The sequence below is a fragment of the Alloyangia pacifica genome (genome assembly GCF_900116195.1).
In the GTDB taxonomy this organism is placed as follows: domain Bacteria; phylum Pseudomonadota; class Alphaproteobacteria; order Rhodobacterales; family Rhodobacteraceae; genus Salipiger; species Salipiger pacificus.
On the sequence record NZ_FOZW01000001.1, the window covers coordinates 589,487 to 611,799 of the forward strand.

General features: G+C 65.9%; 18 protein-coding genes. 7 read left to right on the top strand and 11 right to left on the bottom strand.

All coding sequences use genetic code 11. The features are described from left to right. The first annotated feature begins 80 nt into the window (after nt 1-80). The 3 genes from BM397_RS02890 (at nt 81) to BM397_RS02900 (ending at nt 3,662) form a co-directional block, all read left to right on the top strand. Complete coding sequence (locus BM397_RS02890) at nt 81-1,298, top strand: NADP-dependent isocitrate dehydrogenase (protein WP_092421512.1); 1,218 nt, start codon at nt 81-83, stop codon at nt 1,296-1,298. 149 nt (nt 1,299-1,447) lie between these two features. Beyond that, nucleotides 1,448-2,065, top strand: coding sequence for a YitT family protein (locus tag BM397_RS02895; RefSeq protein WP_092421515.1), 618 nt, complete (start codon nt 1,448-1,450; stop codon nt 2,063-2,065). Between the two features lie 151 nt (nt 2,066-2,216). After that, entirely contained in the window at nt 2,217-3,662 is a 1,446-nt protein-coding gene (locus tag BM397_RS02900) for a cobyric acid synthase (RefSeq protein ID WP_092421518.1), read from the top strand. An 81-nt stretch (nt 3,663-3,743) separates the two neighbouring features. On the opposite strand, the gene BM397_RS02905 is transcribed toward BM397_RS02900, so the two are convergent. The 4 genes from BM397_RS02905 to BM397_RS02920 form a co-directional block, all read right to left on the bottom strand. Further along, entirely contained in the window at nt 3,744-4,529 is a 786-nt protein-coding gene (locus tag BM397_RS02905; protein ID WP_092421521.1) for an FAD binding domain-containing protein, read from the bottom strand. 115 nt (nt 4,530-4,644) lie between these two features. Continuing rightward, a complete protein-coding gene (locus BM397_RS02910) occupies nt 4,645-7,005 on the bottom strand; it encodes a xanthine dehydrogenase family protein molybdopterin-binding subunit (RefSeq protein ID WP_092421524.1) in 2,361 nt (786 codons plus the stop codon). A 212-nt stretch (nt 7,006-7,217) separates the two neighbouring features. After that, entirely contained in the window at nt 7,218-7,703 is a 486-nt protein-coding gene (locus tag BM397_RS02915; protein WP_092421527.1) for a (2Fe-2S)-binding protein, read from the bottom strand. 58 nt (nt 7,704-7,761) lie between these two features. Further along, nucleotides 7,762-8,292 (bottom strand): SRPBCC family protein, encoded by a 531-nt coding sequence (locus BM397_RS02920; RefSeq protein WP_092421530.1) that lies wholly within the window; start codon nt 8,290-8,292, stop codon nt 7,762-7,764. A 254-nt stretch (nt 8,293-8,546) separates the two neighbouring features. Between BM397_RS02920 and BM397_RS02925 the strand changes: the two genes are divergently transcribed. Beyond that, complete coding sequence (locus BM397_RS02925) at nt 8,547-9,599, top strand: Ldh family oxidoreductase (RefSeq protein WP_092421533.1); 1,053 nt, start codon at nt 8,547-8,549, stop codon at nt 9,597-9,599. A 7-nt stretch (nt 9,600-9,606) separates the two neighbouring features. Here the strand turns inward: BM397_RS02925 and BM397_RS02930 are convergent, their stop codons facing one another. After that, entirely contained in the window at nt 9,607-10,029 is a 423-nt protein-coding gene (locus BM397_RS02930) for a PaaI family thioesterase (RefSeq protein WP_092421536.1), read from the bottom strand. 54 nt (nt 10,030-10,083) lie between these two features. On the opposite strand from BM397_RS02930, the gene BM397_RS02935 reads away from it, so the two are divergent. Together BM397_RS02935 and BM397_RS02940 are read left to right on the top strand one after the other, a co-directional pair. Continuing rightward, nucleotides 10,084-10,884, top strand: coding sequence for an enoyl-CoA hydratase (locus BM397_RS02935; RefSeq protein ID WP_256218719.1), 801 nt, complete (start codon nt 10,084-10,086; stop codon nt 10,882-10,884). Nucleotides 10,885-10,986: 102 nt separating this feature from the next. Further along, nucleotides 10,987-11,364 carry a hypothetical protein gene (locus BM397_RS02940; RefSeq protein ID WP_092421542.1) on the top strand — a complete coding sequence of 126 codons (378 nt, stop codon included), beginning with the start codon at nt 10,987-10,989 and terminating at the stop codon, nt 11,362-11,364. 156 nt (nt 11,365-11,520) lie between these two features. Here BM397_RS02940 and uvrA read toward each other — a convergent pair whose 3' ends face one another. The 6 genes from uvrA to BM397_RS02970 all read right to left on the bottom strand — a co-directional run bounded on the left by uvrA (nt 11,521) and on the right by BM397_RS02970 (nt 21,004). Continuing rightward, a complete protein-coding gene (uvrA, locus tag BM397_RS02945; protein ID WP_092421545.1) occupies nt 11,521-14,397 on the bottom strand; it encodes an excinuclease ABC subunit UvrA in 2,877 nt (958 codons plus the stop codon). A gap of 186 nt (nt 14,398-14,583) precedes the next feature. Then, nucleotides 14,584-15,675, bottom strand: a complete 1,092-nt coding sequence (locus BM397_RS02950; protein WP_092421550.1) for an ABC transporter ATP-binding protein — start codon at nt 15,673-15,675, stop codon at nt 14,584-14,586. Nucleotides 15,676-15,709: 34 nt separating this feature from the next. Next, entirely contained in the window at nt 15,710-17,353 is a 1,644-nt protein-coding gene (locus tag BM397_RS02955) for an alpha-amylase family glycosyl hydrolase (protein WP_092421553.1), read from the bottom strand. Between the two features lie 16 nt (nt 17,354-17,369). Next, nucleotides 17,370-18,509 (bottom strand): carbohydrate ABC transporter permease, encoded by a 1,140-nt coding sequence (locus BM397_RS02960; protein WP_092421556.1) that lies wholly within the window; start codon nt 18,507-18,509, stop codon nt 17,370-17,372. 13 nt (nt 18,510-18,522) lie between these two features. Further along, nucleotides 18,523-19,521: a carbohydrate ABC transporter permease gene (locus BM397_RS02965; RefSeq protein ID WP_092421559.1), complete on the bottom strand. Its 999-nt coding sequence runs from the start codon at nt 19,519-19,521 to the stop codon at nt 18,523-18,525. Between the two features lie 115 nt (nt 19,522-19,636). Continuing rightward, nucleotides 19,637-21,004 (bottom strand): ABC transporter substrate-binding protein, encoded by a 1,368-nt coding sequence (locus BM397_RS02970; protein ID WP_092421562.1) that lies wholly within the window; start codon nt 21,002-21,004, stop codon nt 19,637-19,639. Nucleotides 21,005-21,275: 271 nt separating this feature from the next. Here BM397_RS02970 and BM397_RS02975 point away from each other — a divergent pair, with 271 nt between their 5' ends. Then, nucleotides 21,276-22,310: a LacI family DNA-binding transcriptional regulator gene (locus BM397_RS02975; RefSeq protein WP_092421566.1), complete on the top strand. Its 1,035-nt coding sequence runs from the start codon at nt 21,276-21,278 to the stop codon at nt 22,308-22,310. Nucleotides 22,311-22,313 lie beyond the last annotated feature (3 nt).

Consider the following 22,313-nt stretch of genomic DNA (forward strand, 5'->3'; position numbering starts at 1 on the left):
GGTTGCATACCGACCTTCCCTCGCCGTGGGAAACGCGCTACATGCGGCTCAGCCGACTCAAGCCATCGAAAGGGACACCCATGTCGAAGATCAAGGTCGAGAACCCCATCGTCGAAATGGACGGGGACGAGATGACCCGGATCATCTGGGACTTCATCAAGAAGAAACTGATCCTGCCCTACCTCGACGTCGATCTGCTCTACTATGATCTGGGGATCGAGGAGCGTGACCGCACCGAGGATCAGATCACCATCGACGCGGCCGAGAAGACCCGCGAGATCGGTGTCGCGGTGAAATGCGCCACGATCACCCCCGACGAGGCGCGGGTCGAGGAATTCGGCCTCAAGAAGATGTGGCGCTCGCCCAACGGCACGATCCGCAACATCCTCGGCGGTGTGGTGTTCCGCCAGCCGATCATCTGCCGCAACGTGCCGCGCCTGGTGCCCGGCTGGACCCGGCCCATCGTGATCGGCCGCCACGCCTTCGGCGATCAGTACAAAGCGACCGATTTCCACTTCCCCGGCGCCGGCACGCTGACGATGAAATTCGTCGGCGAGGACGGCACGGTGATCGAGAAGGAGGTCTACCAGGCCCCCTCCGCCGGCGTCTACCAGGCGATGTACAACCTCGACAGCTCGATCATCGACTTTGCCCGCGCCTCGTTCAACTACGGGCTGATGATGGGCTGGCCGGTGTATCTGTCGACCAAGAACACCATCCTCAAGGCCTATGACGGCCGCTTCAAGGACCTCTTCCAAAAGGTTTACGAGGAAGAGTTCGAGGCCGAGTTCAAGAAGAAGAAGATCTGGTACGAACACCGGCTGATCGACGACATGGTGGCCTGCGCCATGAAGTGGAACGGCGGCTTCGTCTGGGCCTGCAAGAACTACGATGGCGACGTGCAGTCGGACACCGTGGCGCAGGGCTTCGGCTCGCTCGGGCTGATGACCTCGCAGCTGATGACCCCCGATGGCAAAATCGTCGAGGCCGAGGCGGCGCATGGCACCGTCACCCGTCACTACCGCCAGCACCAGGCCGGCCAGGCGACCTCGACCAACTCCATCGCCTCGATCTTCGCCTGGACCGGTGGCCTCAAGCATCGCGCCAAGCTCGATGCCAACGCGCAGCTGATGAGTTTCGCCGAGGCGCTCGAGAAGGTGGTGGTGCAGACCGTGGAATCGGGCTGGATGACCAAGGACCTCGCGCTGCTCGTCGGGCCGGACCAGAAGTGGCTCACCACCATGGGCTTCCTCGAGAAGGTTGACGAGAACCTCAACAAGGCGCTCGGCGCGGCCTGATCCTGCCGGCAAGCCCTTGAAACAACGGCCGGTCCTTCGGGGCCGGCCGTCTTCGTTCCTGCCTCATTTGCAGGCAGTTCCGACGACTGACGCCGCGCCGCAGCGAATGCCCCCTTGACCTTGTGCATAAAGGTCAGCATTCCTGCCCCATGCTCCTCCTCGATAGCCCCCCTCCCGATCGCCATACGCTGTGGGAAGACGTCCACGGCATCCTCGTCGGCACCACGCTCGTGGCGCTGGGCATCCAGTTCCTGCGCGCCTCGGGCCTGTTCACCGGGCAGATCGCCGGCCTCGCGCTGGTGCTCGGCGAGCCCACGGGCCTGCGCTTCGGCCTGCTGTTCTTCCTGCTCAACGCGCCCTTCTACATCCTGGCCGTGAAGCAGCTCGGCTGGCGCTTCACCATCAAGAGCTTCATCTCGGTGGTGCTGATGTCGAGCATGGTGGACCTCATGCCCCTCGGCCTGCAGGTCGAGGTTTCGCCGCCGCTGGCCGCCGCGCTTTTCGGCGTCTGCGCCGGGATTGGGCTGCTGTCGCTCTTCCGCCACGGCGCGACGCTGGGCGGAGTGGGCATCGTGGCGCTCTGGCTGCAGGACACGCGCGGGATCAAGGCCGGCTGGATCCAGCTCGGCTTCGACCTTCTGGTCTTTGCGTCATCCTTTCTGTTCTTCGCGCCGATGCAGGTGCTCTGGTCGCTGCTGGGCGCGATCATCCTCAACGCGCTGATTGCCATCAACCACCGCCGCGACCGCTACATCGCCCGCTCCTGACCGGCGCTTTTCAGGCTGGAATCCCGAGGCGCGCGGTGGCACTCAGGGCCGAGTAACGAGCCCGAGGCCCCGAAATGCGCGCGCTTTCATTGTTCCCAAAATACGCAGGCGCGCCCTCGGGCCCCGCGAAACGCTCCGCACGAGGCGCGCCGTGCCCGCGCTGATGTTGCAGGGCACCGGCTCGAACGTCGGCAAGTCGATGCTGGTCGCCGGGCTCTGCCGCGCCGCGTTCCGGCGCGGCCTCAAGGTGGCGCCGTTCAAACCGCAGAACATGTCGAACAACGCCGCGGTGACCGCCGACGGCGGCGAGATCGGCCGGGCGCAGGCGCTGCAGGCGCGGGCCTGCCGGTTGGAGCCGGTGACCGATATGAACCCGGTGCTGCTCAAGCCTGAGACCGATATGGGCGCGCAGGTGATCCTGCAGGGCAAGCGTATCGCCACGACGCAGGCGCGCGACTACGGTGGGCTGCGACCGCGGCTGCTGGCCGGGGTGCTTGAGAGTTTCGAACGCCTCAAGGCGACCCATGACCTCGTGCTGGTCGAGGGCGCGGGCAGCCCGGCCGAGGTCAACCTGCGCGCCCGCGACATCGCCAATATGGGCTTTGCCCGGGCGGCGGAGGTGCCGGTGGTGCTGGCCGGGGACATCGACCGTGGCGGGGTGATCGCGCAGGTCGTGGGCACGCAGGCGGTTATCGATCCCGAGGATGCGGATCTGGTAAAAGGCTTCCTGATCAACAAGTTCCGCGGCGATCCTCGTCTTTTCTATGATGGCTATGCGTTGATCGAGCAGACCACCGGCTGGCGCGGTTTCGGCGTTCTTCCGTGGTTCCGCGACGCACATCTTCTCCCCGCCGAGGATGCGCTCGATCTGCCGCGCCGGTCTCGTGAGGCCGGGCTGAAGATCGTCTGCCTCGCGCTGTCGCGCATCGCCAATTTCGATGACCTCGATCCGCTGGCGCAGGAGCCGGGCGTTTCGCTCAGCATGCTCGGGCCGGGCGAGGCGATCCCCGGCGATACGGACCTCGTGATCCTCCCGGGCAGTAAATCGACGCGCGGCGATCTCGCCTTCCTGCGCGCGCAGGGATGGGACGTGGATCTCGCGGCACACGTGCGACGCGGCGGCCACGTGCTCGGCATCTGCGGTGGCTACCAGATGCTGGGCCGCAGCATCTCGGACCCCGAGGGCATCGAAGGTCCGGCGGGCAGCGACCCGGGCCTCGGCCTGCTGGACATCGAGACGGTGATGACCGCCGACAAGCGCCTCACCCGCGTCTCGGCGACCCACGCTGCGAGCGGCCTGCCGCTGGACGGTTACGAGATTCACATCGGCCGCACCGAGGGCCCCGACTGCGCCCGCCCCTTCGCGATGGTGGGTGGCGCTCCGGACGGTGCGATGTCACCGGACGGGCGGATCACCGGCAGCTACCTGCACGGGCTCTTCTCCGACGACGCCTTCCGCAGCGCCTGGCTCGAGGGGCTCGGGGTCTCCCGCAGCGATGTCCGCTACGAGGCGAAGGTCGACACGGTGCTCGACGCGCTGGCGGACCACATGGAAGAGCATCTCGACGTCGCGGGGCTGCTGGCCCTGGCGCGATAGCGCGGGACGGCACGCTCAAAAGACGACGCCCCCCGGGCTCCCGGAGGGCGTCTGAGCGTCTTGCCGGAGACGCGCAAGCGGTTACGCCTGCGCCACCGCCCGCTTGGTGAGCACGCCGATCAGATGCGCGCGATAGGCTGCCGAGCCGTGCAGGTCGGTCATCAGCCCGTCGGCCGGTACTGAAAGCCCGTCAAGTGCCGCCGCCGAGAAGTCGCCGGAAAGGGCCGCTTCGGCCTCGGTCCAGCGGAACACGCCCTCTTCCGAGGCGCCGGTCACCGCCACCCGCACGCCGTCCCCGAACTTGGCGACGAATACACCGACCAGCGCGAAGCGCGAGGCGGGCTGTTCGAACTTGATGTAGGCCGCCTTTTCCGGGATCGGGAAGCTGACCGCGGTGATGATCTCGCCCTCTTCCAGCGCCGTGGTGAACATGCCCTGGAAATAGTCGTCCGCCGCGATCTCGCGCGTGTTGGTCACGATGGTCGCGCCCGAGGCCAGCGCCGCCGCAGGGTAGCAGGCCGCCGGGTCGTTGTTGGCAAGGCTGCCGCCGACGGTGCCGCGGTTGCGCACTGCCGGATCGCCGATATTGCTCGCCATGGCCGCCAGCGCCGGGTAGCTCGAGGCCACCTCGCGTGCCACGGCTCCGTGGGTGGTACCGCCGCCGATCTTCACCGCGCCGCCCTCGCTCGAGACGCCCTTGATCTCGTCGATGGAGGCCAGGCTCACCAGCACCGAGGGCATGGCGAGCCGCTGCTTGAGCGAGGGGATCAGCGTCTGCCCGCCGCCGAGCGCCTGCGCCTCTTCTTCGCCGAGCGCCGCCACGGCATCCGCCACGCTCTTGGGTCTCACAACGTCAAAGCTGTACATCGTCGTCCTCCTGCGGAAGGGTCCGGTGCCGTCCGGGGCAGCGCAACCCTTTCATCTTTCTCCAAATACTCACCCTGCCCGGCGGAAGATGCAAGCATCTCCGCCGGGAAAGAGCTCAGCCCTGCATGGCCTGCCAGACCCGGTGCGGCGAGACGGGCATGTCGATATGCGCGACGTTGTGCCCGGCGTTGTTCAGCGCATCCAGCACCGCGTTCACCACCGCCGGAGGCGAGCCGATCGCCCCGGCCTCGCCGCAGCCCTTCACCCCCAGCGGGTTGTGGGTGCAGGGCGTGGCGCAGCTGTGGTCGACCTTGTAGAACGGCACGTCCCCGGCGCGTGGCATGGCGTAATCCATGTAGCTGGCCGAGAGCAGCTGGCCGTCGGCGTCGTAGACGCAGTTCTCCAGCAGCGCCTGGCCGATGCCCTGCGCCAGCCCTCCGTGCACCTGCCCCTCGACGATCATCGGGTTGACCACGTTGCCGAAATCATCGGCGGCGGCGAACCGTTCGATGGTCACCTTGCCGGTCTCGGGGTCGACCTCCACCTCGCAGGCATAGGCGCCGGCGGGATAGGTGAAGTTGGCCGGATCGTAGAAGGCCGTCTCCTCCAGCCCCGGCTCGATCTCGGTCAGCGGGTAGTTGTGCGGCACGTAGGCGGCGAGGGTGACATCGCCCCAGGCCACCGACTTGTCGGTGCCCGCGACGGTGAACATGCCGTCCTGCAGCTCGATGTCGCCCTCCGAGGCTTCCATCAGGTGGGCCGCGATCTTCTTGGCCTTGTTGATGATCTTCTCGGTGGCGCGGACCATGGCCGAGCCGCAGACCGCAAGGGAGCGCGAGCCGTAGGTGCCCATGCCGAAGGGGATTTTCGAAGTGTCGCCATGCACGATTTCGATCATGCTCTCGTCGATGCCCAGCATATCGGCCACCACCTGCGGGAAGGCGGTTTCATGCCCCTGCCCGTGGCTGTGCGCGCCGACCATGACCGAGATCGAGCCGGTGGCGTTCACCCGCACGGTCGCGGCATCGTAGAGCCCCGCCCGCGCGCCGAGCTGGCCGACGAGGTTCGACGGCGCGATGCCGCAGGCCTCGATGTAGCAGTTGACGCCGAGCCCGCGCAGCTTGCCCTTCGCCTCGCTCTCCGCGCGGCGGGCGGCAAAGCCGGGGATGTCGATCATCTCTTCGAGCTTGTCCATCGTCGCCACGTAGTCGCCGGTGTCATATTCCACCGCCACCGGGGTGGCATAGGGGAAGCTCTCGATGAAATTCTGACGCCGCAGCTTGATCGGATCGACACCGAGCTCCCGCGCCGCCTTGTCCACCAGCCGCTCGAGCTGGAAGGTCGCTTCGGGCCGGCCCGCGCCGCGGTAGGCATCCACCGGCACGGTGTTGGTGAACACCGCCTTGACGTTCACCTGGATCGCCGGGGTCTTGTAGTTGCCCGCCATCAGCGTGCCATGCAACCAGGTCGGCACCGAGCTGGCGAAGGTCGACAGGTACGCCCCCATGTTGGCCAAGGTGTCGGTGCGCAGCCCGATGAAGTTGTTCTCCGCATCCAGCGCCAGCTCGATCTTGGTCACGTGATCGCGGCCATGGGCGTCGGACATGAAGGCCTCGGATCGGGTCGAGGTCCATTTCACCGGGCGGTTGATCTGCCGTGCCGCGAAGGTGACGAAGGCCTCCTCGGCATAGTGGAAGATCTTGGTGCCGAAGCCGCCACCGACGTCAGGGGCCACCACGCGCAGCTTGTGCTCGGGGATGCCCAGCACGAAGGCCCCCATCAGCAGGCGGATCACATGCGGGTTCTGCGAGGTGGTGTAGAGCGTGCTCTCGTCATTGGCGCGGGCGTATTCCGCCACCGCGACGCGCGGCTCCATCGGGTTGGCGACGAGCCGGTTATTGACCAGCTCGAGCGTGGTGACATGCGCGGCCGAGGCAAAGGCCGCTTCCACCGCAGCAGTCTCCGAGCCGAACTGCCAGTCGTAGCAGAGGTTGTCCGAAAGATCGTCGTGCACCTTGGCTGCGCCGCCCTCGAGCGCCGCTTTCATGTCGACCACCGCCGGCAGTTCCTCGATCTCCAGCTCGATAGCCTCGGCGGCATCGCGGGCCTGCTCCAGCGTCTCGGCCACCACGGCACAGATCGGCTCGCCGACGTGGCGGACCTTGCCCTGTGCCAGCACCGGGTGCGGCGGCTCCTTCATCGGATCGCCGTTCTTGTCGGTCACCTGCCAGCCGCAGGGCAGCCCTCCGACGCCCTCGAAATCGGTGCCGGTGAAGATCCGCACCACGCCGGGCATCGCCGCGGCGGCACTGGTGTCGATCGAGGCAATCTTGCCATGCGCCACGTCCGAGCGCAGGAAGTGGCAGTAGGTCTGTCCGTAGACGTTGATGTCGTCGGTGTACTGACCGGCCCCGGTCAGGAAGCGCACGTCCTCGCGCCGCTTCTGGGCCGCTCCGATACCATGATCCTTCGGCATGGGGTCTCCTCCCTGATATGCCCGGCAGGCCCGCCCGGACTTCCGCGCCCGGCCCGCCTCGAACTCTCCTCCCGGCGGACTCCATTTCCGCCGGACCTCCCGTCACCGATGGCGGTCTCCCCTCCGCCGCCGGTCCGTCAAAGGCGCTGCACCGCGCCTTTCAATGTTCTGCAAATACGCAAGGGCGGACGCCTCCATGCGTCCGACCCGGCTTACTCCGCCGCGATGGAGCTCACATCCTGACCGCTGGCGGCCATGATCGCCTTGACGATGTTGTGGTAGCCCGTGCAGCGGCAGATGTTGCCCTCGAGGTAGTGGCGGATCTCGGCCTCGGTTGGCTTGGGGTTCTCCTTCAGCAGCGAGGCCGCCGACATCACCATGCCCGGGGTGCAGAAGCCGCACTGCAGGCCGTGGTGGTCCTGGAACGCCTGCTGGATCGCATTCAGCGAACCGTCGGCATTGGCCTGCCCCTCGATAGTGCCGACCTCGGCGCCGTCGCATTCGGCGGCGAAGATGGTGCAACCCTTCACGTTCTCGCCGTTGACGTGGATATTGCAGGCGCCGCATTGCGAGGTGTCGCAGCCGACGTGGGTGCCGGTGAGATGCAGCTCGTCGCGCAGGAACTCGGTCATGAGCATATTGCCCCGGACCTCCTTGCTGACGGATTTGCCGTTCACCGTCATCGTTACCTTGGTCATACGTACCCTCCCTGGGATGACTGTTCGGTTTTGGCTCGGTTGCACTCTGGCACGGGCGTCAGCCCGAGACCATCCGCTTGAACCAGCCTTTCTTCTTGCCCTCTTCGGCGGCCTCGCCCTCGGCCTCCGGCGCCTCGTCGGGGTCGCTCGGTCCCTCCACCGCGTCCTGCAGGTTGGTGAAGAACTGGTCGGCCATTTTCTTGGCAAAGCCGTCGATGATCCGGCTGCCGAGCTGGGCGAGCTTGCCGCCGACCTTGGCGTCGACCTCGTAGGTCAATTCGGTGCCCTCGGGCACCTCGGCAAAGCGCACGTCCGCACCGCCCTTGGCAAAGCCCGCAGCCCCGCCCTTGCCCTCGCCCGACAGCGTCACCGCCTCGGGCTCGGTCATGTTGGACAGCGATACCGTGCCCTTGAAGGTCGCCTTCACCGGGCCGACCTTCTGCACCACCGTGGCCTCGAAGCCGTCCTCGGGCGTGCCGGTCAGCTCGGTGCAGCCGGGCACGCAGGCCTTCAGCACCTCGGGGTTCAGGATCGCGGCCCAGACCACCTCGCGCGGGGCCTTGATCACGCGGGTATCGCTCATCTGCATGGCTCTTGTCCTCTCTTTCGGCGACCAGACTATCAGGAAGATGCGCCGCGCCTATTAGACCAAAGGCGCAGCCGGTCCTCCTCCCTGTCCGGGCGCGGCATGGCGTTTCATCGCGGAGGATTGCGCCGATTTGGCAACTTCGCAACCCCGTATCCGAAGCGCGGCGTATCGCAAAACCTGTGCCTGCGCGGATTTCGAAGGACCATCCCGGGATTTTGATTGACCGGGCGGAAGCCCTCGCCGACAAATCCCGCATGACCCAGACCTTCGACCGCACCGCGCTTTTCACCCTCGCCCGAGACCTGCTGACCGGCGGCGGCCTGCCGCCCGAGAAGGCCGAGACCGTGGCCGAGCTGCTGATCCAGACCGACGAGATCGGCGTGACCACCCATGGCATCTCTATGGTCTCCTATTACCTGCCCGAGCTGGCCAAGGACCTGATGACCAAGGAGGGCACGCACGCGGTGCTGGCCGACAACAAGGTTACGCTGCTTTGGGACGGCAACTACCTGCCCGGGCACTGGGTGATGACCCGGGCGCTCGACACCTGCATGGAGCGCGCCGCCGAATACGGCATGGCCGCCATGGCGATCCGCCGCAGCCATCACATCGGCTGCCTCTCGGCGCTGACCCGCATTGCCGCCGACAAGGGGTACGTGTGCTATATCGCCACCTCCGATCCCTCGGGGCAGTGGGTGGCTCCCTACGGCGGCTGCGAGCCGCTGCTGACCCCGAACCCTTGGGCAGTCGGCTATCCCGGCCGTGATCACCCGGTACTGATCGACACCTGCGCCTCGATCACCACGCTGTCGAAGGTGCGCGAACACATCAACTCCGGCACCGAGTTCGCGCATCCCTGGATGCTGGACGGCACGGGCCATGCCACCACCGACCCCACGGTCATCAACCAGACCCCCAAGGGGTCGATCCTCCCGGTCGGTGGCGCGGACCATGGTCACAAGGGCTTTGCCATGGGGCTGATGGTCGAGATGCTGACACAGGCGCTGGCCGGGCACGGGCGGGTCGAGGCGCCGACCCGCTGGGGGGCCAACGTCTTCCTACAGGTGATGGACCCCGAGGCCTTTGGCGGGCGCGAGGCCTTCGTCGCGCAGGTCGAGCACCTGAACGAGGCCTGCCGCAACAGCCGCCCGATCGACGCTGCCCGCCCGGTTCGGATCCCCGGTGACCGCGCCGCCTCGGCTGCCTCTCGCTCGACGTCCGGGGGAATCGCGCTGCCCGACGAGGTGCTCACCCGCATACGGACCTGCGCCGCCGAGGCCGGACTGGCCTTCCCCGACCCGCTTTGAGAAGACCTCAGCGCTTCGGCGGAATCGCGTAGGTCAGCGAGGCATGGGCCACCGGGTCGTCCGATTGCTCGGAGTAGAGCAGCACGTCGGTCACACTCAGGCTGCGCCCCATCTTCAGCACCCGCGCCTCGGCCAGCAGGTCGCGCCCGGCCTCGGGCTTGCGCATGAAGTCGATCGAGCAATGGGTGGTGACGGTCAACGCCTCGCGCCCGATGCGTGCCATGGTCGCCACATAGGCCGCCACGTCCGCCAGCGCAAACATCGACGGGCCCGAGACCGTGCCGCCGGGCCGCAGGTGCTGTTCGTCGACGATCAGCCGCATCACCAGCAGCTCCTCGTCCATCCGGTCAATGGCGAACATGCCCTCCACCTGCGGAAACACCTCTGAAAGGTAACTGGTCATCTCCGGAATGGTGAACTGCAGCGCCATGCGACCTCCCGCCTCTTTCGCCCCTCATCTCCGCTGGCTAGGCTGCCCGCGAGGATGGAGGAGGACAAGATGGCAATTCTGGAACGTCACGACACCGGGCCCGTCGCCCACCTGCGGCTGAACGCACCCGAGCGGCTGAACCCGCTGTCGGATGCCATGCTCGCCGCGTTGCAGGAGCAGATCGACGCGCTGTCGCAGGACCAGATGATCCGCGCGGTGGTGATCTCGGGCGCGGGCAAGGTGTTCTGCGCCGGGCACGACCTGCGCGAGATGCAGGCCGGGCGGCAGGCAGAGGACAAGGGAGCCGCCTATTTCGCCGATCTCTTCGAGCGCTGCGCGCGGGTGATGACCGGGCTGACCCGCCTGCCCCAGCCGGTGATCGCGCAGGTGCATGGCATTGCCGCCGCCGCCGGCTGCCAGCTGGTGGCGAGCTGCGACATGGCGGTGGCGACCGAGGATGCACGCTTTGCCGTCAACGGGGTGAACATCGGGCTCTTCTGCTCGACCCCAATGGTGGCGCTGACCCGCAATCTGCCGCGCAAGCAGGCCTTCGAGATGCTCACCACCGGGCGCTTCGTTCCGGCGGCGGAGGCGCAGGCCATGGGGCTGATCAATCGCGTCGTGCCCGAGGCGGAGCTGCCTGCCGCGGCAATGGCACTGGCGGAAAGCGTCGCCGCGAAGCTGCCGCAGGCGGTGAAGATCGGCAAGGAGGCCTTTTACGCGCAGGCCGAGCTTCCGCTTGATGCGGCCTATGCACTGGCCGGGGGGGTGATGGTCGAGAACATGCTGGAGCACGACACCGACGAGGGCATCTCGGCCTTTCTGGAGAAGCGCAAACCCGACTGGAGCGCCTGACCTCTGGCGGAAACCCGCTGATCTCTCCGAATTTTTTGGAACTCATGCGGCGGAGCCGCGCGTTCTCTGCGTATAACTCCGCACCACGTAAAGGAGAGCAGCATGTTGCGTACCCTCACCCTCGCGGCCGTTTCGGTCGCCGCCCTCGCCGCCCCCATGGCTGCCAGCGCCGGCCCCAAGGGCTGCCCGCCGGGCCTGGCCAAGAAAAACGAGGCCTGCATGCCGCCGGGCCAGTACAAGAAGATAGACAAGCGCCACTCCGATCGCGACCATGACCGCGACCATGACCGCGACCATTTTCACCGCTACGACCGCGGCGAGCGGATCCGTGACAACTACATCGTGATCCGTGACCCGGGCCGCTATCAGCTCGACCCTCGCCGGACCTATTACAACGTCGATGATTACGTTTACCAGATCGATCCGGACACGGGTGCCGTGCTCGACATCATCGGCGGCATCGCGCAACTGGCGAAGTGAATCCGCGCAGGGGGGCGCCGCTCCCCTGACCCCCCGGAATACTCCCGCCTAGACGAAGCAGGGACCGGCCCCCGGAAGGTGGCCGGTCCATTTTTCATCCAGACTTCTTCTCTTTCCAAATACGCACCTGCCCGACCTCGCCGCCGCGCCACGCGGCTATTCCGCGGCGACCTTTCCGGGCCGCAACATTGGCTTGAGATAGTGCCCGGTGTGCGAGCGCCCGACCTCGGCCACCTCCTCGGGGGTGCCGGTGGCGACGATCTGACCGCCGCCATCGCCGCCCTCGGGACCGATGTCGATGATGTGGTCGGCGGTCTTGATGACGTCGAGGTTGTGCTCGATGACGACCACCGTGTTGCCCTGCTCGACCAACTCGTGCAGCACTTCGAGCAGCTTGCGCACATCCTCGAAATGCAGACCGGTGGTCGGCTCGTCGAGGATGTAGAGCGTGCGCCCGGTCGAGCGTTTCGCCAGCTCCTTCGAGAGTTTCACGCGCTGCGCCTCGCCGCCCGAGAGCGTCGTGGCCTGCTGGCCGACCTTCACGTAGCTGAGGCCGACGCGCATCAGCGCATCCATCTTCTCGCGGATCGTGGGCACGGACTGGAAGAACTCCTGCGCCTCTTCCACTGTCATATCAAGCACATCGGCGATGCTCTTGCCCTTGAACTTGATCTCCAGCGTCTCGCGGTTGTAGCGCTGTCCCTTGCAGGTCTCGCATTCGACGTAGACGTCGGGCAGGAAGTGCATCTCGATCTTGATCAGCCCGTCGCCCTGGCATGCCTCGCAGCGCCCGCCCTTGACGTTGAAGCTGAAGCGCCCGGGCTTGTAGCCGCGGGCCTTGGCCTCGGGGAGCCCGGCGAACCAGTCGCGGATCGGGGTGAAGGCGCCGGTGTAGGTCGCGGGATTCGAGCGGGGTGTGCGGCCGATGGGGCGCTGATCGATGTCGATGACCTTGTCGAGATACTCGAAGCCCTTGATCGTCTCGCAGGGCGCCGGGGTCTCGCGCGCGCCATTGAGCCGCATGGCGGCGTTCTTGTAGAGCGTTTCGATGGTCAGCGTCGACTTGCCGCCCCCCGAGACGCCGGTGACGCAGACGAACTTGCCCAGCGGAAACTCGGCACTCACCTCCTTGAGGTTGTTGCCGGTCGCCTTGACCACCTTCAGCATCTTGCCATTGCCTTTGCGGCGCTCGGTCGGCACGGCAATCTCGCGCGTGCCGGCGAGGTACTGGCCGGTGAGGCTGGCAGGATCGTCCGAGATCATCTGCGGTGTGCCGTGGCTGACCACCTGGCCGCCGTGCACCCCGGCGCCCGGGCCGATGTCGAAGACGTAATCGGCCTGGCGGATCATGTCCTCGTCATGCTCGACGACGATCACGGTGTTGCCCTGGTCGCGCAGCGATTTCAGCGTGCCGATGAGCCGGTCGTTGTCGCGCTGGTGCAGGCCGATCGAGGGCTCGTCGAGCACGTAGAGCACGCCGGTGAGACCGGAGCCGATCTGGCTCGCCAGCCGGATGCGTTGGCTTTCCCCGCCAGAGAGCGTGCCGGCCGAACGCGACATGGTCAGATACTCGAGCCCGACGTTGTTGAGGAAGCCGAGCCGCTCGCGGATCTCCTTGAGGATGGCGCGGGCGATCTCGTTCTTCTGACCCGAGAGCGCCGCAGGCACGGTCTCGATCCAGTCATGCGCCTCGCGGATCGACATCTGCACCACCTGGCCGACGTGCAGCCGCGCTTTCTCGGGGCCGATCTTCACTGACAGGGCTTCGGGGCGCAGGCGGTAGCCGCCACAGGCGCCGCAGGGGCGGTTGTTCTGGTAGCGCTCGAACTCCTCGCGCACCCAGGCACTGTCGGTCTCGCGGTAACGGCGCTGCATGTTGGGGATAACCCCCTCGAAGGCGCGGGTCACCTGGTAGACCCGGCCGCCCTCGTCGTAGCGGAAGGGGATTTCTTCCTTGCCCGAGCCGTGCAAGAAAACGTCCTGCACCTTCTTCGGCAGATCCTTCCAGCGGGCGTTCTTGTTGAACTCGTAGTGCTTGGCGATCGACTCGATGGTCTGCAGGAAATACGGCGACTTGCCCTTGCGCCAGGGCGCGATGGCGCCGTCGGCGACTTTCAGCGTCACATCGGGCACCACCAGCTGCTCGTCGAAGAACAGCTCGACGCCGAGCCCGTCGCAGTCCGGGCAAGCGCCAACGGGGGCGTTGAAGGAGAACAGGCGCGGCTCGATCTCGGAGATGGTGAAGCCGCTGACCGGACAGGAGAAGTTCTCCGAGAAGGTGATCCGCTCCGGCTCGCCCTCGCCTTCGCGCGGCGCGGTTTCCAGAACGGCGATGCCCGACGCCAGATCGAGCGCCGTTCGGAAGCTGTCGGCGAGCCGCGTCTCGAGTCCCTCGCGCACGACGATGCGGTCGACGACCACGTCGATGTCATGGCGGAACTTCTTGTCGAGGGTCGGCGGCTCGTCCAGTTCGTAGAACTCGCCGTCCACCTTGACCCGCTGGAAGCCCTGCTTGCGCAGCTCGAGGAATTCCTTGCGATACTCGCCCTTGCGGTCGCGGATGATCGGCGCCAGCAGGTAGCCACGGGTGCCCTCCTCCAGCGCCATGACGCGGTCGACCATGTCCTGCACCTGCTGAGCCTCGATGGGCAGGCCGGTTGCGGGGCTGTAGGGTGTGCCGACGCGGGCGAAGAGCAGGCGCAGGTAATCGTAGATCTCGGTGACCGTGCCGACCGTCGAACGCGGGTTCTTCGAAGTGGTCTTCTGCTCGATGGAAATCGCCGGCGAGAGGCCCGCAATGTGATCGACATCGGGCTTTTCCATCATGTCGAGGAACTGCCGTGCGTAGGCCGAGAGCGACTCGACATAGCGCCGCTGGCCCTCGGCGTAGATCGTGTCGAAGGCGAGCGAGGACTTGCCCGAGCCCGACAGGCCGGTGATCACCACCAGCTCGTCGCGCGGGATGTCCACGTCGATGTTCTTGAGATTGTGCTCGCGCGCGCCGCGCACTTCGATCTGCTTGAGCTCTGGCATGAGACCCTCGGGAAAGGAACGCCCCTACACATAGGCGAAACGCCCCGGATCGCAATGGGCAAATGAGAACTTTTGCGGAACACGCAGGGCGGGAATGCGTGATTGCATCCTAGCGCATCGTCGCGCGGACGGGGAGCAACTCTCTTCGAAGAGAGTTGCAAAAGCCTTCGAAGGCTTTTGGCCTGCTCAACGGTAGCGCAGCGAGACGCCCCCGGTGAAAAGATGCACCTTCGACGGCTCGGCGTTCAGACCCACATCGGTGCCGCGCAAGCCCTTGTGGATGCCGGGAAGCTTGGCGATCACTGCCTCCTTGCAGCCGGCCTGCGGCTCGAAGTGCAGCAGCGTGACCTCGCCAAGCGCCTCGGTCAGCGCAACCTTGCCGGTGAACACCGCCGGGCCCGTCGCGACGGTGAAATCCTCGGGCCGGATGCCGACGTTGACCTGCAGCCCCATGTCCTTGTCCTGCGTCGGCACGTCCGACACGGCGGTGCCACCGGTCTGCAGCCTGACGGTGGTCTGCGCGCCGGTGGCGATCACCTCGCCCGCCAGCATGTTCATCGCCGGCGAGCCGATGAACTGCGCCACGAATTCGCTGTTGGGGGTCTCGTAGAGCTCCAGCGGCGAGCCGACCTGCGCGATGCCCTTGTTGGCGAGCACCACGATGCGGTCCGCGAGGGTCATCGCCTCGACCTGGTCGTGGGTGACGTAGATCATCGTCCGGTCGGGCAACGCCTCCTTGAGCTGGGCGATCTCGATCCGCGTGGCCACGCGCAGCGCCGCGTCGAGGTTCGAGAGCGGCTCGTCGAAGAGGAACACCTTGGGGTCGCGCACGATGGCGCGGCCGATGGCGACACGCTGCCGCTGCCCGCCCGAGAGCGCCTTGGGCAGGCGGTCGAGATAGGGTTCGAGCTGCAGCATCTTGGCGGCGCGCTCGACCGAGGCGGCGATCTCCTCCTTGCTCTTCTTGGCGATCTGCAGCGCGAAGGACATGTTGTCCCGCACGGTCATATGCGGATAGAGCGCATAGCTCTGGAACACCATGGCGATGCCGCGCTGCGCCGGGGGCACGTCGTTGACCACCTGCCCGTCGATCTCCAGCGTGCCGCCGGTGATGCGCTCCAGACCGGCGATCATCCGCAGCAGCGTGGACTTGCCGCAGCCCGAGGGGCCGACGAAGACGATGAGCTCGCCCGCCTTGATGTCGAGGTCGATCTCCTTGAGCACCTCCACGGTACCGCCGTAGACTTTTCCCACATCGGTGAGTTTCAGGTCTGCCATCGTCTTCGCTCCCCCTACCTATCGTGTCCGCCGATCACATCCGCAGCGCCAGCGCGGGCTGCCAGGGCCCGAGGTGGAATTTTCCGTCCGGCGCGGTGCCGGTCGAGCCGAGCTCTACGCCGACTTGCTGCCACTTGCCCGCGGGCGCGTCGATCGCCGCCGGCTCCGGGCCGATGTTGAAGGCGCAGAACAACTCTTCCGCCCCGTCCTTGCGCAGGAAGCTGAGCACGGTGCCGTCGGTCTTCAGATCGGTCATCTCGCCCTTGCGCAGCGCCGAATGGGCGTGGCGGAAGGCGATGGACCGGCGATAGTGGTGCAGGATCGCCGCAGGGTCCTTTTCCTGGTCCTCGACCGTCATGCGCAGATGCTCGTGGCTGACCGGCAGCCAGGGCTGGCCGATGGTGAAGCCGCCGTGATGCTCGTTCGGCTCCCACACCATCGGCGTGCGACAGCCGTCACGGCCCTTGAAGGCGGGCCAGAACATGATGCCGTAGGGGTCCTGAAGATCTTCGAAGGCCAGCACTGCCTCGGGCAGCGCCAGCTCCTCGCCCTGATAGATGCAGGCCGAGCCGCGCAGACACATCATCAGCGTGGTGTAGAGCCGCGCCCCGGCATCGCCGATGCCCCAGCGGCTGACGTGGCGCTCGACGTCGTGGTTGGAGAAGGCCCAGCAGGCCCAGCCGTCGCTCGCAACCTCGGCGACCTTGTCCATGACCTCTTTCACGTAGTCCGCCGAGGGCGCCTTGTTGGACAGCAGCTCGAAGGCATAGGACATCTGCAGGTGCTCGTTGCCCGAGGTGTATTCGCCCAGCACCTCGAGTCCGCGCAGATCCTCGCCGATCTCGCCGACGGCGGCGGCATTGTAGCGGTCCATCAGCTTGCGCAGCTTGGCGAGGAACTCGAGGTTCTCGGGCTGGGTCTTGTCGTAGAGGTGTTCCTGCCAGGTGTAGGGGTTCACCGCCGGCGCGGTGATCGGGTTGCGCCGCTCGGGTGCCAGCGCCGGGTTGTCGCGCAGCTGGGCGTCATGGGTGTAGAAGTTCACCGTGTCGAGGCGGAAGCCGTTCACCCCGCGATCGAGCCAGAACTGCGCCACGTCGAGCAGCGCCTGCTGCACCTGCGGCTCGTGAAAATTGAGGTCCGGCTGCGAGGTCAGGAAGTTGTGCAGGTAGTACTGGCAACGCGTGGTGTCCCATTGCCAGGCCGAGCCGCCGAAGATCGACAGCCAGTTGTTCGGCGGTGTCCCGTCGGGCTTGGCGTCGGCCCAGACGTACCAGTTGGCGCGGGCATTGTCCTTCGAGGCACGGCTCTCCTCGAACCACGGGTGCTGGTCCGAGCTGTGCGACATGACGAGGTCGATCAGCACCTTGATGCCCAGCATGTGCGCCGTTTCGATCAGCGTGTCGAAGTCGGCGAGGCTGCCGAACATCGGGTCGACATCGCAATAGTCGCTCACGTCATAGCCGAAATCCTTCATCGGCGAGCGGAAGAACGGCGAGATCCAGACCGCGTCGACGCCGAGCGAGGCAATGTGCGGCAGTCGGCGGGAGATGCCGAGAAGATCGCCGACGCCGTCGCCGTTGCTGTCTTGAAAACTGCGCGGGTAGACCTGGTAGATCACCGCGCCGCGCCACCAGTCACGGTCTTCGGTCGAGGGTACAGGGAGGGTGTTTTTGCTCATGATGTTGTTCTTTCGATCACTTCACGGAGCCTGCAAGCAGGCCGCGTACAAGGTATTTCTGCATGGCGAAGAAAACCACCAGCGGTACGACAATCGACACGAAGGCCGAGGTTGCAAGGATCTCCCATTGGCCGCCGCGCGAGCCCATGAGGTTCACCAGACGCGCGGTCAGCACCAGCCTGTCGTCGTCGGTGCCAAGGAAGACCAGCGCCACAAGAAGGTCGTTCCAGGTCCAGAGGAACTGGAAAATGGCGAAGCTCGCCAGAGCCGGGAAGGACAGCGGCAGCACGATCTTGGTGAAGATCTGGAAGTCCGAGGCGCCGTCGACGCGGGCGTTCTCGATGATGTCCTTGGGCAGGCCGACCATGTAGTTGCGCAAGAGGTAGATGGCGAGCGGCAGGCCGAAGCCGGTATGCGCCAGCCAGACCCCGAGGTACCCCTTGCCGATGCCGATCGTGTTGTGCAGCTGCAGCAGCGGGATGAGCGCCAGCTGTAAGGGCACCACCAGCAGCGCTACGACCGCCGCGATCAGCAGCGCCCGGCCGGGAAATTCCATCCAGGCCAGCGCGTAGGCGGCGAAGGCGGCGACAAGGATCGGGATCACCGTCGCCGGGATCGAGACCGTCAGCGTGTTGAGAAACGCCTGTCCGACCCCTGCCCCGGCGGTCGTGCCGAAGAGCACGTTGCCGTAGTTCTCCAGCGTGAACTCGGGTGGTGTGGTCGCGGTGGCGAAGACCCGTGGCAAACGCTCGCCCTCGAAGCTCTGCGGCGCGCTGAGGCGGAAGTCACCCGAGGACGCGACGCCCAGCACCCAACCGTCCTTGAGCTCGACCTCGGTGTCCGGCTCGTAGGCCTCGGGCTCTCGCGACGAGGTGCCCCAGGCCGAAAGAGTGGTCTCGGCGGTGCCGAAGAGATTGCCGTCGATGACGTAGAGCCCGTCTTCCTGCCGCTCGTCGCCGGAGATGCGGATCGCCGGAAGCTGGCCCTTCTGCGCAGAGAAGGCCGACCACCAGCCGGAATTGGAGATCTGCTCGGCGGTCCGGAAGGACGACACCAAGAGACCGACCGTGGGAAAGAGCCAGAGCGCCACCAGCAGCGCCACCGAGATGTGCACCGCCCAGGTGAGATGCGATTTCTGTCCTGCCATGCCTTCCATGTCCGGGCCTCCCTCAGCGCATCTCGCGGCGCGCGTTGATCACGTTCCACACCAGGATCGGTGAGACCAGCAGCATGATCACCATGGCCGCGGCCGAGCCGACGCCCCAGTCGAAGGCGCGGAAGAGCTTGTCGTACATGTAGTTGGCCAGCACCTGCGTCTGCCATTGGCCGTTGGTCATGGCGAGCACGATGTCGAAGATCTTCAGCACCACGAGCGTGATCGTCGTCCAGACCACCACGATCGTCGAACGGATCTGCGGCACCTTGATCTTGAAGAAGATCTGAAACGGATTGGCGCCGTCGACGATGGCGGCCTCGACCGTCTCTTCGGGGATGCCGCGCAGCGCGGCGCCGAGGATCACCATGGCGAAACCGGTCTGGATCCAGATCAGCACCACCATCAGCAGGAAGTTGTTCCACGGCGTGATCGTCAGCCAGGTCTGCGGCTCGCCGCCGAGCCAGACCCAGAAGGCGTTGAGGATGCCGATCTGCTCCTGCCCGATGGGGCGGAAATCATAGACCAGTTTCCAGATTACCGACGCCCCGACGAAGGAGATCGCCATCGGCATGAAGATCAGCGACTTGGCGATATTGCCCCAGCTGATGCGGTCGGTGAGCTGCGCCGCCAGCAGCCCGAAAGCGGTGGAGGCGGCGGGCACGACGACCAGCCAGAGCATGTTGTTGCGGATTGCCTCCCAGAACTTCGCCTCGCGCAGCATCTGCTGGTAGTTCGCCAGCCCGACGAAGGCGCCACCCTGATCCCGGTCGGTCAGCGAGAGCCAGAAGGTCGCCACTACCGGGTAGGCCAGGTAGAGCCCGAGTGCAAAGATTGCCGGAAAGAGGAAGAGCCACGGCCGGATCATCTCGGCCCGGCGGATGTTGCGCCCGATATTGGGGCCTCGCGCCGGGAAGAGCACCTTGTCGAACAGCTGGTTCGAAAACCAGAAATAGCCGATGCAGCCGCCGAGCCCGATCACGATGGTCAGTACAGCCTGAAGTGCCGGATGCATGACGTCCTCCCCTTCATCTCGTCCTGCCGGGGGCCGCAAATCTCTTCGGAGAGATTTGCAACTTCCTTTGAAGGAAGTTGCGGCGCGGCGCCCCGGAGTTCCCTTTTACACCGACTTACTTGTTGGCGTCCCAGCTTTTCTGGATCGCGCCGGCGACATCCTCGGCGGACTTGCCTCCGACGTAATCGACCATGCCGGTCCAGAAGCTTCCCGCGCCCACGGCACCGGGCATCAGGTCCGAGGCGTCGAAGCGGAAAGTGGTCGCATCGAGCAGGATCTCGCCCATCTTCTTCAGCGTCGGCGAGCCGTAAAGCTCGGCATCCGCGTCCTTGTAGGGGGTCAGGAAGCCCGATTGCGCCATCCAGATCTCATGCGCGATCGGTGTTTTCAGGAACTCGATGAAGGCGCGCGCGGCGTCGCTGTCCTTGGTGATGAACGCCAGCGTGCCGGCACCCAGCACCGGCTGGCCGAGATCCTTGCCCTCGTAGGCGGGCATGTAGAAGAAATCCGCGTCGATGCCCATCTCGGTGCCCTCCGGGAAGAAGGTCGGGATGAAGCTCGCCTGGTGGTGCATGTAGCACTGCGGCGGCGAGGCGAAGAGGCCGTCGGGGCTTTCGCGGAAGTCGGTGGTGGCGACGGCACCGGTGCCGCCGTTGACGAAGTCGTCGTTCTTGGCGAACCAGCCGAATTCGTCGATCGCCTCGATCACCTTGGGATCGTTGAAGGGGATCTCGTTCGTGACCCATTGGTCGTAGACTTCGGGCGGCTGCACGCGCAGCATCATGTCCTCGACCCAGTCGGTCGCCGGCCAGCCGGTCGCGCCGCCGGAGCCAAGGCCGATGCACCAGGGCGTTTCGCCCTCCTCGGCGATCTGTTCGGTCAGCGCCTTCAGCTCTTCCATGGTCTCGGGCACTTCGTAGCCCGCATCCTCGAAGTTCTCGGGCACGTAGAAGACCAGCGACTTCACGTCGATCTTGTAGGGGAAGGCATAAAGCGCTTCGGACCCGTCAGGCCCCTCGTAGGAGCCGAGGCTCACCCAGCTCTCGCCCGCGGCATAGTTCTCGCGCAGCCAGTCGGCGGTTTCTTCGCCGAGCGGCTCGACGAAGCCCTTGGACACGAGATCCTGGATTAGCCCCGGCTGCGGCAGGATCGCGATGTTCGGCGGGCTGCCCGCCTCTGTGTCGATGACGATCTGCTGCTCATAGGTCTCGGACGAGGCGTAGCTGACGTTCGCGCCGGTGGCTTCCTTGAAGTAGGCCAGCACCGTCTCGACCAGCGCCTGGTCGTCGCCACGCCAGGGTCCGAAGATGCTGAGCGTCTGACCCGACAGGTCATGCTCGGCGCCGAAGGCCTCGAGGCTGTCCCAGTTGAAGCCGCCCTCGCCGGGGGTGAACACCATCTGCGCCTGGGCCGCACCGGCGCAGAGCGCCAGCGCCGCGACCGAGCCGAGAATGGCGCGCGTGGGTGTGGTTCGCTTGGTCATGTCGTCAAAGTCCTCCCGTGTTGTCGCGGCTCTGCCGGCCGCAAGAGATATGCTGTTCCGGACGCGCAGGGGGTACTCCTCACCCCAAAGCGCTTTGAGACCCTTGCAGCCTCCCGCGTTTGCCCCCCGCTTGTCAATCGCGCAATCCAATGCTGCATTGGAAAAATCATGCTGCGCTGCAGCTAATCTAGGCGCGTCTGAAAAGGTCTTTCCGAATACCCCTTTTTGCCGCTAGTGTCGCGAGATACCGAAGCGCTTTGGAAGCTCCACAATGAACCTCAAGCAACTGGCCGCGCACCTCAATCTGTCGCAGACCACCGTGAGTCGTGCCCTCAACGGCTATCCGGAGGTCAACGAGCAGACCCGCAAGCGCGTGATGGAGGCGGCGCAGACGCTCAACTATGCTCCGAACGCCCGGGCAAAGGGGTTGGCGACGGGGCGCGCCATGGCCATCGGCCATGTCATCCCGATGTCGACCCACCACCAGATGATGAACCCGGTCTTCGGTGACTTCATAGCTGGCGCATCGGACGAATACGTCAAGGCCGGATACGACATGACCCTGTCGATGACCGGCGACCGCGACGAGGAAGAGAATTACCGGCGGCTCAAGGCAAAGGGCAACGTCGACGGGATCATCGTGCATGGCCCCTCGATGAAGGATGCCCGGATTCCCTTCCTGCGCCAGCTTGGCCTGCCCTTCGTGGTGCATGGCCGCGCCTCCGAGCTTGACTTGCCCTACAGCTGGGTCGACATGAACAACACCCATGCCTTCCAGCGCGCCACCGACTTCCTGCTGGACCTTGGCCACCGCCGCATCGCGCTGATCAACGGTCTGGAGTTCATGGATTTCGCCTACCGTCGCCGGGTCGGCTTCGAACAGGCGATGAGTGCGCGCGGGGTGGCCGTGGATCCCCGCTACCTGACCGCCGGTGAGATGACCGAGAGCTACGGCTTCGAAAGCGCGGCGCGCATGCTTGCCCTGCCCGACCGGCCCACGGCGCTGATCACCTCGTCGGTGATCGCCGCCATCGGCATCCGCCGCGCCATCCATGCCGCCGGGCTTGAGATGGGCCGCGACGTGTCGGTGATCACCCATGACGATGACCTGAGTTTCCTGCGCAACGGGCCGGACGTGCCGATCTTCACCGCGACACGCTCCTCGGTCTACGAGGCCGGACGCATCGCCGCCTCGATGCTGCTGGCGCATATCGCCGACCCGGACCTTCCGGCGCAGCCCCGACTTCTCGAGGCTCAGCTGATCATTGGCGGCTCCACCGGCCCCGCCCCACAGGACGCCCGATAAAGA